At 58.1% G+C, this 15,794-nt stretch carries 14 protein-coding genes and 1 tRNA gene; 11 read left to right on the top strand and 4 right to left on the bottom strand.

Translation table 11 applies throughout. The features are described from left to right. Positions 1-29 precede the first annotated feature (29 nt). The 7 genes from QP977_RS00780 to QP977_RS00750 are packed head-to-tail and all read left to right on the top strand — an operon-like array spanning position 30 to position 7,217. A complete protein-coding gene (locus QP977_RS00780) occupies positions 30-419 on the top strand; it encodes a recombinase family protein (RefSeq protein WP_070429408.1) in 390 nt (129 codons plus the stop codon). Positions 420-434: 15 nt separating this feature from the next. After that, positions 435-902, top strand: a complete 468-nt coding sequence (locus QP977_RS00775; protein ID WP_255712742.1) for a recombinase zinc ribbon domain-containing protein — start codon at positions 435-437, stop codon at positions 900-902. A gap of 60 nt (positions 903-962) precedes the next feature. Beyond that, the gene (locus tag QP977_RS00770) at positions 963-2,774 is read left to right on the top strand and encodes an ABC transporter ATP-binding protein (RefSeq protein ID WP_253291933.1); all 1,812 of its coding nucleotides are present in this window, start codon (positions 963-965) and stop codon (positions 2,772-2,774) included. Next, positions 2,771-4,519: an ABC transporter ATP-binding protein gene (locus QP977_RS00765; protein ID WP_016421586.1), complete on the top strand. Its 1,749-nt coding sequence runs from the start codon at positions 2,771-2,773 to the stop codon at positions 4,517-4,519. The genes QP977_RS00770 and QP977_RS00765 overlap by 4 nt, the downstream gene beginning before the upstream one ends. Before the next feature lie 34 nt (positions 4,520-4,553). Beyond that, positions 4,554-5,150 carry an MptD family putative ECF transporter S component gene (locus QP977_RS00760; RefSeq protein WP_016421585.1) on the top strand — a complete coding sequence of 199 codons (597 nt, stop codon included), beginning with the start codon at positions 4,554-4,556 and terminating at the stop codon, positions 5,148-5,150. After that, positions 5,143-5,829, top strand: a complete 687-nt coding sequence (locus tag QP977_RS00755; protein WP_070429406.1) for an energy-coupling factor transporter transmembrane component T family protein — start codon at positions 5,143-5,145, stop codon at positions 5,827-5,829. Before QP977_RS00760 ends, QP977_RS00755 begins: the two co-directional genes overlap by 8 nt. Further along, positions 5,826-7,217, top strand: a complete 1,392-nt coding sequence (locus QP977_RS00750) for an ABC transporter ATP-binding protein (protein ID WP_016421583.1) — start codon at positions 5,826-5,828, stop codon at positions 7,215-7,217. The genes QP977_RS00755 and QP977_RS00750 overlap by 4 nt, the downstream gene beginning before the upstream one ends. A gap of 34 nt (positions 7,218-7,251) precedes the next feature. Here QP977_RS00750 and QP977_RS00745 read toward each other — a convergent pair. Continuing rightward, positions 7,252-7,325, bottom strand: a tRNA-Gly gene (locus QP977_RS00745). A gap of 206 nt (positions 7,326-7,531) precedes the next feature. Between QP977_RS00745 and dcd the strand changes: the two genes are divergently transcribed. Continuing rightward, positions 7,532-8,113 (top strand): dCTP deaminase, encoded by a 582-nt coding sequence (gene dcd / locus QP977_RS00740; RefSeq protein WP_042388964.1) that lies wholly within the window; start codon positions 7,532-7,534, stop codon positions 8,111-8,113. Positions 8,114-8,301: 188 nt separating this feature from the next. After that, complete coding sequence (locus QP977_RS00735) at positions 8,302-9,684, top strand: UDP-glucose dehydrogenase family protein (RefSeq protein ID WP_048760243.1); 1,383 nt, start codon at positions 8,302-8,304, stop codon at positions 9,682-9,684. Here the strand turns inward: QP977_RS00735 and QP977_RS00730 are convergent. The 3 genes from QP977_RS00730 to QP977_RS00720 form a co-directional block, all read right to left on the bottom strand. Next, on the bottom strand, positions 9,681-11,183 hold the full coding sequence (locus QP977_RS00730) for a YibE/F family protein (RefSeq protein WP_048760247.1): 1,503 nt from the start codon (positions 11,181-11,183) through the stop codon (positions 9,681-9,683). The genes QP977_RS00735 and QP977_RS00730 overlap by 4 nt on opposite strands. Positions 11,184-11,679: 496 nt before the next feature. After that, positions 11,680-13,062: a pyridoxal phosphate-dependent aminotransferase gene (locus tag QP977_RS00725; protein ID WP_395893773.1), complete on the bottom strand. Its 1,383-nt coding sequence runs from the start codon at positions 13,060-13,062 to the stop codon at positions 11,680-11,682. 135 nt (positions 13,063-13,197) lie between these two features. Next, complete coding sequence (locus tag QP977_RS00720; RefSeq protein ID WP_048760250.1) at positions 13,198-13,734, bottom strand: YceI family protein; 537 nt, start codon at positions 13,732-13,734, stop codon at positions 13,198-13,200. A gap of 138 nt (positions 13,735-13,872) precedes the next feature. Between QP977_RS00720 and QP977_RS00715 the strand changes: the two genes are divergently transcribed. Next, positions 13,873-14,997 (top strand): CE1758 family FMN-dependent luciferase-like monooxygenase, encoded by a 1,125-nt coding sequence (locus tag QP977_RS00715; protein WP_048760253.1) that lies wholly within the window; start codon positions 13,873-13,875, stop codon positions 14,995-14,997. Continuing rightward, positions 14,994-15,761, top strand: coding sequence for a CE1759 family FMN reductase (locus QP977_RS00710; RefSeq protein ID WP_259788898.1), 768 nt, complete (start codon positions 14,994-14,996; stop codon positions 15,759-15,761). The genes QP977_RS00715 and QP977_RS00710 overlap by 4 nt, the downstream gene beginning before the upstream one ends. Positions 15,762-15,794 lie beyond the last annotated feature (33 nt).

The following is a 15,794-nucleotide window of genomic DNA, read 5'->3' as shown; positions in this document are numbered from 1 at the left end:
GGAGTCGGCGTGGGGATTATGGGTAATTGGTGCTACTCGGATATAAGAAAGGCGAGGGTGGAAGCCTCGTCATCGACGAGACGCAGGCTCCGACCGTGCGGTTGATCTACCAGCTGTTCCTTGATGGGATAGCGATCAGTGAGATTAAAACCGAGCTCGCTGCCCGCAAGATTCTCACCCCGCGCGGGAAAGAAGTGTGGTCAACCTCGACAGTGTGCTCCATCCTGTCCAACGAAAAATACAAGGACGACGCCCTGCTGCAAAAGACGTTCACCACCGATTTCCTTACTAAGAAGATGAAGGTCAACGAAGGCGAAGTACCCCAATACTATGTATCAGGTAATCATGAGCCGATTACCGAACCGCGTATCTGGGATCAGATGCAATACGAACTCGCCACCAGGCATGGCAACATATAGTCAGCGAAAGTCGGGTTGTTCTCCACCCGGCTGGAATGTGCTCGGTGTGGGGCGTGGTATGGGCGTAAAACGTGGGCGTCGAACACGAAATGCAAAGACGCAGTTTGGCAATGCAACCATAAATACACAGACGAACATCCCTGCAGCAGCGCGACGGTGAAAGACGAGCAGATCGAAGCGCTGATTGCGGAAAACCAGCGGTGTGCGCTCGACCAGGACGCCTGCCAATCCGCGTACGCCGAACTCGATACTACCTACCGTAAGACGCTCGCACGTAGAACAAGCCTGGAAAAAGATATCGCAGCGAACACCGCCAAGCACGCCGCCATCACCACAACCCTGAATGATCTGACAGGGGAACCTGTGAGCGAGTTTCACCCCGCACAATGGACCGCACTTATCGACCACGCCATTGTCACCGAGGACGCGATCCGGTTCGTGTTCCGCACCGGTGAACAGGTGAGGATTGCCCTGAAAGGGTGATGTTCGTATCAGTTGACGTGCACAGTAGACACACCTCCCAGAAATATAGTAAGGTTAGGCATGCCTAAGAAGGATGGTGCTTACGTGAACGAAAGTGCAACGGATCAGGTTGTTGAAGGCGAGTATGGGTCGGCGAAGGAAAAATCAGTCGCTGGCCAGAACGCGATCCGTCAGCTATCGCAGCCGGTGAAAGGCAAACTGTTTATCGCGCAGGCCTTAACGTTCGCCTCTGGGGTGTTGGCTATCGCACCCTATGTGGCTTTGGTGGAGCTGGGAGCTGCGCTGATGCAAGACCGGGTGGACCCGGCGCGGGTGAACTGGATCGTGATGCTCCTTGTTTCTGCTTACATGGCGCGGTTGACTTTGTATTTTGTTGCGTTGGGCGTGACGCATTTTATTGACCTGTCGTTGCGTAATCAGATGCGTCGGCAAATTGCCGCCCGAATGTCGACTGCTCCGCTGTCGTGGTTTACCCGCGAGGGCGAAGGGAAGATCCGCAAGACCATTCAGGATGATACGGCCACGGTGCACACAGTGATCGCACACGGGCCGATCGAGAAACTGAACGCAATCGTCTCCCCGCTCGCCTTGTTGGCCTATGCGTTCGTGGTGGATTGGCGGCTCGCTCTGCTGTCGATTGCAACGATTCCGGTTTATGTGGGCATGTATGGCATGTCGATGCGAGGGATGAATGAGAAGACCGCGGAAATGGACACCAAGCTCGCTCAGGTTTCGGCAACGATGGCCGAGTTCGTTGCCGGTATCTCAGTGGTGAAAGCGTTCGGCAAGGTCGGCCAAGCACATAAAGCCTATTTAGATGCAGCTAACGAGTTTTCTAAGTTCTACCGGGCGTGGTGTATGCCGCTGGTGTCGATGTCGGTCGCCTCATTTTCGTGGGTGTCGATCCCGGTGCTGTTGATCGTGAACCTTGGCGGTGGCGCGTTGATGATGAACGCCGGTTGGGTGAGCATCTACGAGGTGATAACGACGACGTTGATCGCCTTGGTGCTGCCGGGAGCGTTGATGGCAGTCGCAACCATCGCCTGGTCTTATCAGCTCGCAGGTTCAGCGGCAGTACGGCTGGTGAATGTCATGGAGCTACCGGCGTTGAGTCAGCCCGATGCGCCACAGACACCACACGGTCATGATATCGAGATTCGGGGTGTGTCGTATGCCTATGACGACACCCAGGCATTAGACGAGGTGAGCCTGAGCATTCCGGCAGGCACGGTGACCGCGCTGGTTGGCCCGTCGGGTGCGGGGAAGTCGACGTTGGCGAGTTTAATTGCCCGCTTCGATGACCCGGACGCTGGCACGATCACCATCGGCGGGGTTGATCTAAAGAGCATTTCCCAGGATGTGTTGTATTCGACGGTCGCATTCGTCCTGCAAGATGCACAGCTTATTCGCGACACCATCCACAACAACATTGCCCTGGGCGCGCGAGACGCAACCTTGGAGCAGGTGCGGCAGGCAGCGAGAGCAGCGCAGATCGACGAGTTCATCATGAGCCTGCCCGATGGTTACGACACTGTGTTGGGGGAGGACACCCACGTTTCGGGCGGGCAGGCAGCCCGTATCGCGATCGCCCGGGCGCTCATGGTTGATGCCCCAGTGTTGGTGCTGGACGAGGCGACGGCGATGGCGGACCCGGAATCGGAATCGAAAATCCAACAAGCTCTCTCGACTCTTGCCAAAGGCAGAACCGTGATTGTGATCGCCCACCGACTGGCCTCGATCAGAGGGGCAGACCAAATTGTCGTCATGGAACGCGGGGGCATTGCTGTGGTCGGTAAACACGACGAGCTGTTGGGTAATGCGCACTATCAGGCACTTCTTGCCCAAGGTGCATGCGAGGAGATGAAACGATGAATCAACTATTGCTGCCACGCTTTAAGCGTTTGATGGAACCCACCTCGTGGCGAGACCTCTCGGTCGGTCAAGCGTGGGGTGCGGTCTCAGGACTGTGTCACGGCTTTGCCCTGCTCGCGCTACTCCCTGCAGCAAGCGCCTTGGCGACCGGAATGCCGGTGTGGGGGCTGTCGTTTTGGGGCTGGCTCATCGCCTTGGCGGTGTTCGCGGTGCTGGGCGTGGGCACGGAGTTTTATGGCATGCGCACCGGCTATATCGGCGCGCTTGGATTCATTCACGACGTCCACCAGGCAGTAGGTAACAAAGTAGCCCGCCTACCACTGGGAGTGTTCGATTCGGGTAGCTCTGGCCGACTGTCGCGCATGGTCACCAAGGAAATGATGGACTTGGGCGAGTCGGCGGCACATTTCATTTTCTCCCTCGTCCAAAAACTCTCAGCCGTGCTCGTAGTCACTGTGGGAACCTGGTTCTGGGATTGGCGGCTGGGACTGACCTTGACGATCGCGTTCCCGATCATGCTTGCCTTCCTCCATATCTCCCGTGTGCTTCTCGATAAGGGCAAGAAGGTTTCCGAACCAGCCGAGTCAGAGTTGGCGGCTCGCATGGTCGAATTCGCCACCTGCCAAGGTGCATTGCGTTCCTGTCACGTCGCCGACGACTACCCGGCCCTTGATCAGGCTTTCGACCAGGCTGACCGCAAGGGCCGCAAAGCATTGTGGTTCGAAACACTAGCGAACCTGATTAATGGGATGTTCGTCCAAGCGCTCATTGTGGTGATGATCTGGCTCACCGCCCAACTCACCCTCGGCGGGCAGATGAATGCGCTGAACGCCTTGGTGACAATCGGCATGTGCCTGCGGTTCACCACCATGCTCCAAGACATTGGCGGAAATATATCTGGGCTGGAAGAACGCCGCCAGCAGATGAACCACGTCGACAAGGTCATGGACGCTCCCGAACTGTCCGAACCTGTCACCTCCACACCGGTGAGCGCTCCTGGTGATGTTCGCTTCGATGATGTGACCTTCGGCTACGATCCGGACACCCCGGTTCTCCGTGATTTTTCCTTCCATGTCCCGCAAGGCGGCATGTGTGCCCTGGTTGGTCCATCTGGGTGCGGGAAGACGACGATCGCCCGGTTGGTTGCACGTTTCTGGGATGTGCAGTCCGGCAGCGTGCGCGTTGGCGGGGTTGATGTGCGTGAGCAGACCACCGAAGATTTGATGCGCCAGATATCCCTGGTCTTCCAAGACGTCTACTTATTCAATGACACGCTTGAGGCCAACATTCGCCTTGGCAACCCAGAAGCTACCGATGAAGAAATCAGGTGGGCCGCTGACCTGTCGGGCGTGACGGAAATCGTCAACCGCCTCCCAGATGGCTGGAATTCATTGGCGGGCGCTGGCGGGCGTGCACTGTCAGGTGGGGAACGCCAACGAGTGTCCATCGCTCGCGCCTTGGTGAAGAAGGCCCCGATCGTGCTGTTCGATGAGGCCACCAGCGCATTGGACGCGGAAAATGAAGCCAACATTGTTGCGGCGATGAACGAGCTACGCAAGCACTCCACGCTGATCGTGATCGCCCACAAACTGGAAACCATTCGCCAAGCTGACCAAATTATTGTGCTCTCCCACGGTGGGCGTATCGCCCAGCGCGGGCCTCACGACGAGCTGGTCAACCAGCCGGGTCAATACCGCGATTTCTGGCAAGAGCGCATCAACGCAGGCGGATGGCAACTCGTCTAAACACAGCGCATATCAGCACATAAAAGGAAAAACTATGTCCACACGCACATCCTCGCGCCTCAACACGCGCGACTTCATCAACATCGGCGTCTTCACTGCCTTGATGTTCGTCATCGTGTTTGCATTCGGAATGCTCGGGTTCATCCCCGTCGCCATGTATGCCGGCTTCTTGCTTTCTATCCTCGTTAACGGCATCGTCTTTGCGCTGTTCACAGCACGCACTCCGAAGATGGGGGCATTGACCATCATGCTGATCCTCATCGAAATCCTCTTCTTCGTGACCGGCCACTGGGTGGGCGGCATCGCGATCGCCGCTGTATTCGGCCTGCTCGCCGACCTAGTCATCACCAAGGGGCCGAAGAGCGTGAAGGTTCGCGTTCCGCTGGCATACGCACTGTTTATTCTGCCGATCTACGTGTCACCGTGGATGCCGCTATTTATGAACCAAGAGGCATATATGTCGCAGATCGCCGAACAAATGGGCGCCGAGTATGCCGCGAAGATGGCCCAGGTTGTCACTATCCCGATTCTGTTGGGCTTCTTCGTCGTGATGCTCATCGTTGGCTGGCTTGCTGGTCTGTTGGGAACCAGGGTCGCGCGCAAACACTTTGAACGGGCCGGTCTTGTCTAAACTTCCCGACCCGCGCACGATTATCGTAGCGCTCGTCATCGTCTCCACCACGATCTACAGTTCCTACTCGCCGTGGTTCGTGTGTGCTCTGGGCGGATTCGCTGCCGTGATGCTGGCGAGCGCCTCGATCAACCCCAACACGCTCGTGCGCCCGAGCTGGGTGGCCGTCTACCTGGCCACGTTTGCGGTCCTCGGTGGGCTCGTTTATGTGATACCCCTGGTCTGGAAATCAACAGCCAGCGCATTCCTCGTGCTGTTTCTGCAGTGGATGTGGCGATTCAGCGTCAGCGCAGGCATGGGCGCATACGCGATCGGTGTAATCCGACCTGCCACCTTGCAAAAAGCACTAGCCAGCTCACGAATCCCGACTTGTTTGACGATCCCTATCTCAGTCGCGTTACGGGTGCTGCCCGTGATCGGCCACGAGGTTAAAGCGATCTCAGATGCGATGAAGCTTCGCGGGATGTCCGCGCTTTCCCTGCGCGCGGCCCAGTACTTCACGATCCCGCTGCTATCGACCGTGGTGCGAAGCGGGGACGAACTGGCATCTGCTGCCCTTGTACGCGGACTGGGCGGAACCGCAAAGCCTACCTCAGTCACGGTCGTGAAATTCCGGGTGGTCGACGCGGTCATTCTGCTCATCGTTATCGGCTTCGCGATATGGAGAATCACCCTATGACAACAGCCCAAGCCACCGGCGTCACCTTCACCTATCGGGGAGCAGACCACCCCTCAATCACAGACGCAACCATCACCATCACACCTGGAACCGTCACCTTGCTGTGCGGCGCGTCTGGGTCAGGGAAAACTACCGCGCTACGGCTGTTTAACGGGCTGATCCCGCACTTCCACGACGGCGACCTTACCGGAAGCGTCACAGTCGACGACATTGACGTGGCACGAGTAGATCTATCAGAGCTTGCCCACCACTGTTCGACAGTGTTTCAAAACCCGCGCACCCAGTTCTACACCACTCACGTGCGCCAAGAACTCGCCTTCGGCCCAGAAAATCTCGGCCGCGACCCGCAGGAGATTAGTGCCCGCATTGACGAGGTTGCCGCCGAGTTAGGTATCGCCGACCAGTTGGAATCCCGCGTCACACAACTGTCGGGTGGGCAGATGCAACGCGTGGCCTGCGCCGTCGCCATGTGCAACAACACGTCGCTGATCGTCTTTGACGAGCCGACCGCGAACTTGTCCGCTGACGTTATCGACCAACTCGCCACGCTCATCGCCCGGCTCAAAAAAGACGGGCACACCATCATCATCGCTGAACACCGGCTGAGTTTCCTCGCCGGGATTGTCGACCGCGTCTACTGCTTCGACAAAGGCAATATCGCCCTCACCGCAACCGGCGAAGAGTTCTACGCTACCTCGGATGAGGAGCGCAAACAGCTTGGACTGCGATCCCTTGTGCCCGTGCCCATGCCGCAGCTACCGCAACCGGCAGGAGATGGGCTCACGATCGACAACCTCACCTTCGCCTACCGCCACGGAAACACAGTCCTCAACATCGACCATGTGCTCTTCCCGGAAGGGAAAATCACTGCACTGTTGGGCCCGTGCGGGTCGGGCAAATCAACACTGGCACGGATCGTCTGCGGACTTGAAAAGGCCAAGCATACATCCATCACACTCAATGGACAGAAATTCACCAGCCGTGACTCCTACCTTGTGATGCAAGACCCTACCCGACAGTTGTTCTCGGACACAGTCATTGACGAAGTCACGCTCGGCACGACCAAAGCCGAAAAGCAACGCATCGATGCCCACGCGATCCTTGAAGAACTCGACCTTGCCGACCACGAGGCTGATCATCCCCAAGCACTCTCTGGCGGGCAACGCCAACGCCTGGTTATTGCTACAGCGCTTGCTGCGAACAAGAAAGTTTACATCTTCGACGAGCCCACGTCCGGTGTTGGCTACAAGCACCTTGTCGCGATTTCCCGGGTAATGCGTAAACTCGCTGACACTGGTGCCGTCGTCATTGTCATCACCCACGACGCTGAACTCGTTACCGAGGTCGCCGACCATAGCGTCCGCCTCGACCAAATCAACGCCTGCTAACGCAAACGCCTACTTATCATTTTCGACGTCATAGTGGAGCCGATGACGGGAATCGAACCCGCGCCGCCTGCTTGGGAAGCAGGAGTTCTACCATTGAACTACATCGGCACACAGTAGGCGGAATGATTAAAAGCACGCCACGAGATTGGCACAGTAGATGTGACATGCAGGCAATCAGTCGCCCTCTGTAACTTCAATGTAGCACTCTCGATTCGCGTCGAAAAAATTGGTTGGCAGCCGTTCCACTGAATTTAGTGGGGTTTATCCTGCAACCGACACACGCTGTGCATTACAGAGCGGTTAAGCTGGTCTATGTGTTGCTCTCAGATCGTGATATTCGTGCCGCTATCGATGCCGAAGGCTCCGACCATCTCGGCATTGATCCTTTCGACCCGAAGATGATTCAGCCTTCGTCTATCGACGTGCGCCTGGATAAGTTCTTCCGAGTCTTCAACAACTCCCAATACACGCACATCGATCCGAAGCTGCCACAGGAAGAGCTGACATCCCCACACGAGGTTCCCGAAGGGCAGCCCTTCATTCTTCACCCGGGCGAGTTCGTCCTGGCATCGACCTTGGAGTACTTCACCATTCCGCCGAATTTGGCAGGCCGTCTGGAGGGTAAGTCCTCGCTGGGGCGTCTGGGCTTGGCAACGCACTCGACAGCCGGCTTTATTGACCCAGGATTTTCTGGCCACATCACGCTGGAGCTGTCCAACGTCGCAAACTTGCCCATTGCACTGTGGCCGAACATGAAGGTCGGCCAGCTGGCGTTGTTCAAGATGTCCTCGCCGGCGGAGGTGCCTTACGGTTCCGGCAAGCTCGGTTCGAAGTACCAGGGGCAGCGCGGTCCGACGCCGTCGCGTGCGTACCTCAACTTCCGTGATGAGGAATAAGACTTCGGGACCTCGGGACATAAATGAATTGCGAATAGCCCCGAGTGAATTCTCGGTGAAGAAACGGAAACAATTGTTCGATAAAGAGTTTTCGCAGGTGGAAAGCCTAAAGATGAGCCTTTAGTTCACACCATTTAAGGGTTAAATCGGCTTGAAGGCCTTTTATCTTTCGATAAATAATAGCCCTCATGCGTATTACGGTTATTGGTACGGGTTACCTTGGTGCCACTCACGCCGCAGCAATGGCGGAGTTGGGGCACGAGGTTCTCGGCGTAGATGTTGATCCCGCCAAGATTGAGGCATTGTCCGCAGGTCAAGTTCCTTTCTTCGAGCCTGGTTTGCCCGAACTGCTGAAGAAGCACGTTGAGTCGGGGCGTCTACGTTTCACCACTGACTACGACGAGGCCGTTGAATTCGCGAACGTCCACTTTGTAGGCGTGGGAACTCCGCAGATTAAGGGCTCTTACGCTGCTGACGTTCGCTATGTGGACGCCGCTGTAACCGAATTGGCTAAGCGCGTCGTCGGCAAGCACTTGGTGTTTGGTAAGTCCACCGTGCCCGTCGGTACCGCGCCGCGCCTGCAGGAACTGGCTGCGGAGATAATCAGCGAGCGCGCCGCATCTGGTGATGAGCAGTTGAAGAACACCAGCCTCGAGATCGCCTGGAACCCGGAGTTCCTGCGTGAGGGCTTCGCGGTAAAGGACACCCTGGAGCCGGACCGTGTGGTACTGGGTGTGCAGAAGCCGGGCATGATCCTCAATGGTGCAGGTCAGGAAGTTGAATCCATCGGAGAGGACGGCCTGCGCGAGTGCTTCGGCCCCATCATCGAGCGCGAGACACCGTTCATCGTCGCGGACACGGCCACCGCAGAGCTGGTGAAGGTGTCGGCGAACGCATTCCTCGCCACCAAGATTTCCTTCATCAACGCGGTCTCCGAAATCTGTGAGGTCACAGGTGCGGATATCACTACGCTTGCCGACGCCATCGGTATGGACGCCCGAATTGGCCGGCGCTTCCTCAATGCGGGACTGGGCTTCGGTGGTGGTTGCCTGCCGAAGGATATCCGCGCATTCATGGCCCGCGCCGGTGAGCTGGGCGTTGACCAGGCGTTGACCTTCCTGCGCGAGGTCGATGCAATTAACATGCGTCGCCGTGAAAAGACCGTTGACCTGGTGCGTGGCAGCTTCGGCGGCTCGCTGCTCGGTCACACTGTGACTGTGTTGGGTGCGGCCTTTAAGCCAAACTCCGACGATGTGCGTGACTCTCCGGCGCTGTCGATTGCCGGTTCGCTGTCTCTGGCGGGCGCTTCGGTGAGTGTTTATGACCCGCAGGCCATGGAGAATGCCAAGAAGAATTTCCCAACCTTGGAGTACGCGCCGAGCATCGAAGCGGCCCTGGAAGGCTCGGAGATGGTCGTCGTCGCCACCGAGTGGCAGCAGTTCCGCGAGATCGACCCGGTAGCTGCGAAGAAGCTGGTCAAGCGCGCAGCGGTTCTCGATGGCCGCAACTGCCTGCCAGCCGACAAGTGGCGTGCCGCAGGCTGGGATGTCACCTGCCTCGGTCGCGGCTAAATGCTTGCCTCTCTTGAGCGCTTCGGGAACTTCATGCCCTCCGGCGCCACGGTATAGGCGGCGATGAGGGTGGTAATCGGCACCGCGAGTACCAAGGCCACCGCACCGATGATGGAACGCAGCAGCTCAGTGGCCACCACGTCGGAGGTCAACGACTGCATTAGCGGCCGGTCGGAGACGCTTAACAAAATCGACAGCGGCAGTGCGGTGCCGAGGTACGCCAGTACCAGCGTGTAGACCATCGACGCGATGTGGTCGCGGCCGACGCGCATTGCCGAGCGGAAGACCTCCATAGGCCGCGACCGCGGAGCTGCTTCGTAGAGCTCCTGGACGGTCGAGGCCTGGGCGATGGTGACGTCGTTAAGCACACCCAACGCGCCAATGATGAAGCCCGCCAGAAGCAAGCCCGTGACGGAGACGTCAGGCAGGTAGAGCTGAATGAGCAGGTTGTCCTCATTGCCGAGACCACGCAGCTGCGACGTCGAGATCGCGAGGTTGGCCAAGCCCGCCGCCAGCACCATCGTGGTGAGCGTCCCCGCCAGCGCGGAAGCTGACTTCCAATTGATGCCATGCACGAGGAAGAGCACCGGGAAGAGAATCGCCGCGCCCGTCGTGATAGCCAAGGCCACCGGGTCGCCGCCGCGTAGCAATGCCGGAACGAGGAATCCCATCACTGCGGCCAGTGTGATGCCGAGACCGAGGAGGCTCAAGACACCGCGGGTCATGCCGACTAGGACGATGAGCAGCACCGCCGCGCCGAGCCACAACCAGATCGTCGTGGTGCGGTCCATGTCTAGGAAAGTGTAAGTGTTGCCGATGTCAGCGGTGTCGGCAACCTGATGAGGTGCGAGGTCGACGATGTTGGTGTCGGCAACGGGAGCAGCAGGGGCAGCGGGGGTGTCTGCACCGGGCTCAGGCGCTGGTTCCTGCTCGGGTGCTGGAGCCGGTGGTGCTTCGGGAGCATGTTCCGGAGCCGGTGCGGGAGTCTCTGGGGCTGGTGCAGGCGCATCCTCTGCGCCCTCAGGGGCAGGCGCGGGAACAATGCCGGGAGGTGGCGCCATCAACCCAGGATCCGGCACAACACCATTGTCAAAAGCTCCGGTACCAGCCGCGTTCGGACGGTGAATTGCCAGGACGACCTTGTCGCCCTCCTTCAGCTCAATCTCGCCGGGCAAGCCGGATGCCTCCAGCAGCGTCTTCTTGCCCTCGTCCGGGCCCGAGGTCAGTTCAATGACCGAGAGCTGGCACTTCGGCGCAGCTGAGTCGTTGAGGGAAGCCGTCAGCCCTGGTCGCGGCTGGTCGTCGAAGACACGACCGTTGTCAGGCGAATTGCACGCACCGACGCTGTGCTTTACGACGGATCCTTTGACCGTCTCTGCAGCTGACGTCTGTGACTGTAGGAATCCCGGCCCCGGACTCGGAGCCTCGCCCGATGGCCAGAGCCCAATCACTGCGAGGAAAGTCGCAATGCCAGCAACTGTAAGAACTGTGGCCAGCAAGCGACGTGCTCTTGTGGGGTTGTGTCGTGGTTTCGTCAGTTTTGATTCGGCTTGTGCAGGTGCGGTTTGCGGTGCCGGTGCTGGTTTTGAATGTGCGGCAGGTTCCGCATGTCGTGCTGGGGCAGCCGAGGTTTCAGAGTTGGGTTGATTCGCGGCATTGACAGCCCGGAACCGGCCGGTAGGGGAGCCGCTGTTCGAGTTCTTCAGTACGTCGAGATGCGCACCTATGTCGGAACCCGCCGAAACGCGAAAAGGTTGCTGGTTACCAGAGTTCATTGAATCTTTTGAATGCCTGCCCACTCTTAATAACCTAATCGCTGTGCCAGCACCGGAAGGCGTACCGCCATTCCGGCGCGCCGAGCCGGGGCTATCAGCGCTATGGCCCACCTATCGATGCAATACTCACTCATCGATGCGCTCCAGTGTGGCCATAAGTGAATAGCGCATCGATATGTGAGAAGGGCAGAACCAGCAGCGTGCGCAACCTTAAGTCCTGCTACTGCTTGTAGCTGGCCAGGAAGTTACCCAGGCGCTCGATGGCTTCCTTCAGGTCGCGTGCCCAGGGCAGCGTAACAATGCGGAAGTGATCCGGGGTCGGGTAGTTGAAGCCAGAGCCGCCGACCATCAGAATCTTCTCTTCACGCAGGATGTCGAGCATCAGCTTTTCGTCGTCGTGGATTTCGTAGACGTTTGGATCCAGCTTCGGGAATGCGTACATCGCGCCCATCGGCTTCACGCAGCTCACACCCGGAATTGAGGTCAGCCCCTCGTAGGCGACATTGCGCTGCTCCAGTAGGCGACCGCCCGGCAGGACGAGGTCGTTGATGGACTGGTAGCCGCCAAGCGCGACCTGAATGCCGTGCTGAGCAGGAACATTCGGGCACAGACGAGTACTGGCCAGCAGGTTGATGCCCTCGATGAAACCCTCTGCGTGGCGCTTCGGGCCAGTCAGCACCATCCAGCCCGCGCGGTAACCGGCCACGCGGTAGGTCTTGGACAGACCGTTGAAGGTGATGCAGAGCAGATCCGGAGCCAGCGAAGCAGTGGAAATATGCTGTGCATCATCGTAGAGGATACGGTCGTAGATTTCGTCGGAAAGCAGCAGCAACGAGTGCTCGCGAGCGATTTCGACGATGGCCTCGAGTGTCTGACGCGAGTAGACGGCGCCAGTCGGGTTATTTGGGTTGATGATGACAATCGCCTTCGTGCGATCGGTCACCTTCGAACGAATGTCTTCGACGTCCGGCGCCCAGTTATTCTCCTCATCGCACGTGTAGTGGACGGCCTTGCCGCCGGCGAGGGTGGTGGCCGCAGTCCACAACGGGTAATCCGGAGCGGGAATGAGGACTTCGTCACCTTCGTTGAGCAGCGCCTGCGTAGTGATGGAAATCAGCTCGGAGACGCCGTTGCCCAGCCAGACGTCGTCGACGTCGAAACGTGGGAACTCAGGATCCATTTCATAGCGCGTGACGACGGCACGGCGTGCGGAGTAAATGCCCTTGGACTCGGAGTAGCCCTGTGCATGAGGAAGGGCGCGGACCATGTCCTGCACGATGGTGTCGGGTGCATCAAAACCGAACTTTGCCGGGTTTCCGGTGTTGAGCATCATAATGCGGTGGCCGTCGGCCTCCATCTGCTCTGCGAGAGTAGTCACCGGACCGCGGATGTCGTAGAGGACATTCTGCAGCTTGGAGGATTGGTCCAGTGTCTTCAGCGGAGTGCGGCGAGGCGCCCTGATGTTTCCACGACGGGCGGCAACGCGGGCGGCACGGGACTGCTCGGCCTGAGCGGCCTGCGCAGCCTGTGCGTCCTGTGTTGGCTCGTTGGTGGTTTCGGTGCCCTGGGAAGTATCTTTACTGGAACTCACCTGTCTAAGCATGCCACCTTTTTGCGCTCACACCATGCTTTTTCTTTCATTGGGGGCAGATTAACTGCCCATTTAGTGCGAAAAAGCGCCCTGCATGTCCATGCAAGGCGCTTAGTATCAGGTTTTCTTAACCGTTAGCTGCGCTAGTTACTGCTTAACTGCGGAGCCGTCGATCTGCAGGGAAATCTCATTGCCAAGGAGCAGGCCGCCAGTCTTAATAGGAGCGTTGTAGTCGATACCGAAATCGGTGCGGTCAATCTTGGTAGCTGCCTCGAAACCAACGCGAGTCTGACCCCATGGGTCTTCAGCGGAGCCGAAAATGTCGACATCCAGGGTGACCGGCTTGGTAATGCCGTTAATGGTCAGGTCGCCGGTAACGGTGGCCTTTTCTTCGCTCTGGAGCTCGATAGCGGTGGAGGCAAACTCGAAGGTCGGGTTTTCGTCGGTGCCGAAGAAGTCCTTCGAGCGTAGGTGGTTGTCGCGCTCTTCATTGTTGGTGTTGATGGAGTCTGCCTGAATGGTTGCCTTGGCCGTGGAATTCTCCGGCTTGTCGGCATCAAAATTAATAACGGACTCAAACTCAGTGAACTGACCGTGGACCTTAGTAATCATTGCGTGGCGAACGGTAAATCCAACAGTGGAGTGCTGTGCATCAAGAACGTAGTTACCAGACTGAAGAGTCATAGCGAATCTCCTAAAAGTTAAAAGTATCTCGAATGTTTCGAAGTATTTTTGTCCGCCGGAACCAACTTCCGGTGGTGACGTGTCAACTATAAGCCCGAGGGAGATGACGTGTCAACAAAAAGGTCTTAACATGGAGCCATGCAATTCGGAATTTTTACAATTGGCGACGTCACAAAAGACCCCACGACCGGACAAATCCCTACTGAACATGAGCGAATTAAGGCAACTGTCGCACTAGCGAAGAAGGCCGAAGAGGTTGGCCTCGATGTCTTTGCGACCGGCCAGCACCACAATCCACCGTTTGTGGCGCCGGCGAACCCGCCGATTCTGTTAGCGAACCTTGCAGCACAGACCGAAAATCTGATTCTGTCGACCTCGACAACGCTGATTACCACCACCGACCCCGTGCGCATCGCCGAGGATTACGCCTACCTCCAGCACCTTTCCGAAGGACGCATGGATCTTATGATGGGCCGTGGCAACACTGGGCCGGTTTATCCGTGGTTTGGCAAGGATATCCGTAAAGGGATTCCGCTGGCTATTGAGAATTACCACCTGCTGCGCACCCTCTGGCGTGAAGAGAATGTGGATTGGCAAGGTCAATTCCGCACTCCGCTGCAGTCCTTTACGTCCACCCCGCGTCCGCTCGACGGTGTAGCGCCTTTCGTGTGGCACGGCTCCATTCGGTCCACCGAGATTGCCGAGCAGGCCGCCTTCTATGGTGACGGCTTCTTCCACAATCACATTTTCTGGAATATCGAGCACACCACAGCCATGGTCAATCTCTACCGCCAGCGCTTTGAGCACTACGGCCACGGCGCTGCTGACCAGGCGATCGTCGGGCTTGGCGGGCAGGTCTTCGCCGCTGAGACGGAGAAGAAGGCCAAGGAAGTTTTCCGCCCGTACTTCGACAATGCGCCGGTCTATGGACATGGGCCATCATTGGAAGAATTCGAGCACATTACACCGCTGACCGTCGGCACGCCTGAGCAAATCATCGAACGTTACCTGGGCTATGCAGATGCCGTTGGTGACTACCAGCGCCAGCTATTCCTCATCGATCACGCCGGCCTGCCGCTGGAGATGGCGTTGGAGCAGGTTGAAATCCTGGGAACCGAAATCGTTCCGGTCTTGCGTGAAGAGTTCGAGCGCCGCCGTCCGGCGCACGTGCCTTCCGACCCGCCGACGCATGCCTCGCTGGCTGCCGAGGGTGCAGATTCCCCGCACCTTCTCGTCCGCCCGGCTGAAAGGAATCAGCGGTGAAAAACCTCGTCGTTGTAAGTGCCGGCGTTTCTGCCCCATCAACCACGCGCATTCTCGCTGATCGCATCGCGGAAGCCGTCGACGTGCAGGTTTCCAAGCGTGGCGAAGGTCTCGAAATCGAGTACGTTGAGCTGCGCGAACTCGCTGTCAGCCTTGGCGCTGGGATGTCCACAGGGCTTTACGACGAAAAATTGCGCACTGCCCTCGATACTGTCAGCGGTGCTGATGGATTGATTGCCGCGACTCCAGTGTTCGCAGCGTCCTACTCGGGACTGTTCAAGATGTTCTTCGATGCCCTGGATAAGGATGCGTTGACCTCCATGCCGGTCATCATTGCTGCGACTGCTGGCACGGCGCGTCATTCTTTGGTGCTGGAGTATGCGATGCGTCCGCTGTTTAGCTACTTTCGTGCGACCGTTATGCCGACTGCTGTATTTGCAGCGACCGAGGACTTTGGCGCTGGCGATGGTGCCGGCGATGGCACCGGCGGAGTATCCGGCGCGGAGATGAGTAATCGCGTCGTGCGTGCAGCTCGTGAGCTTGCCGAGTACCTTGTCGGTGTTCGCTCGGCCGTAGTCGGTTTTGGTCCAGATTTTGGGAACGAAGCTGAAGAAAAGGGTGCAGCACATTCAGCAGACGGGGCCAGCGAGGGCAATCAAGGTGTTGGTGCGCCGAACCATCGACGCAGTACGAACACGCAGGTGGATGCTAACGTCACGGATTTTGCCACACTGCTAGAGGGGCTCGACGGCACCTCGAAGTAGCCGCGCTCTCACGTGAAGGGGAGGGCAGGGGGA

The organism is Corynebacterium sp. MSK012 (assembly GCF_030232435.1).
Lineage (GTDB): Bacteria > Actinomycetota > Actinomycetes > Mycobacteriales > Mycobacteriaceae > Corynebacterium > Corynebacterium jeikeium_D.
This window is presented reverse-complemented; position numbering and strand designations above follow the sequence as displayed.

What these genes read in the sequence shown, in the direction of transcription:
- QP977_RS00770 (WP_253291933.1), top strand. Translation starts at nt 963, where the DNA reads ATGCCTAAGAAGGATGGTGCTTACGTGAACGAAAGTGCAACGGATCAG.
- QP977_RS00765 (WP_016421586.1), top strand. Translation starts at nt 2,771, where the DNA reads ATGAATCAACTATTGCTGCCACGCTTTAAGCGTTTGATGGAACCCACC.
- QP977_RS00760 (WP_016421585.1), top strand. Translation starts at nt 4,554, where the DNA reads ATGTCCACACGCACATCCTCGCGCCTCAACACGCGCGACTTCATCAAC.
- QP977_RS00750 (WP_016421583.1), top strand. Translation starts at nt 5,826, where the DNA reads ATGACAACAGCCCAAGCCACCGGCGTCACCTTCACCTATCGGGGAGCA.
- QP977_RS00735 (WP_048760243.1), top strand. Translation starts at nt 8,302, where the DNA reads ATGCGTATTACGGTTATTGGTACGGGTTACCTTGGTGCCACTCACGCC.
- QP977_RS00725 (WP_395893773.1), bottom strand. Translation starts at nt 13,062, where the DNA reads ATGCTTAGACAGGTGAGTTCCAGTAAAGATACTTCCCAGGGCACCGAA.
- QP977_RS00720 (WP_048760250.1), bottom strand. Translation starts at nt 13,734, where the DNA reads ATGACTCTTCAGTCTGGTAACTACGTTCTTGATGCACAGCACTCCACT.
- QP977_RS00715 (WP_048760253.1), top strand. Translation starts at nt 13,873, where the DNA reads ATGCAATTCGGAATTTTTACAATTGGCGACGTCACAAAAGACCCCACG.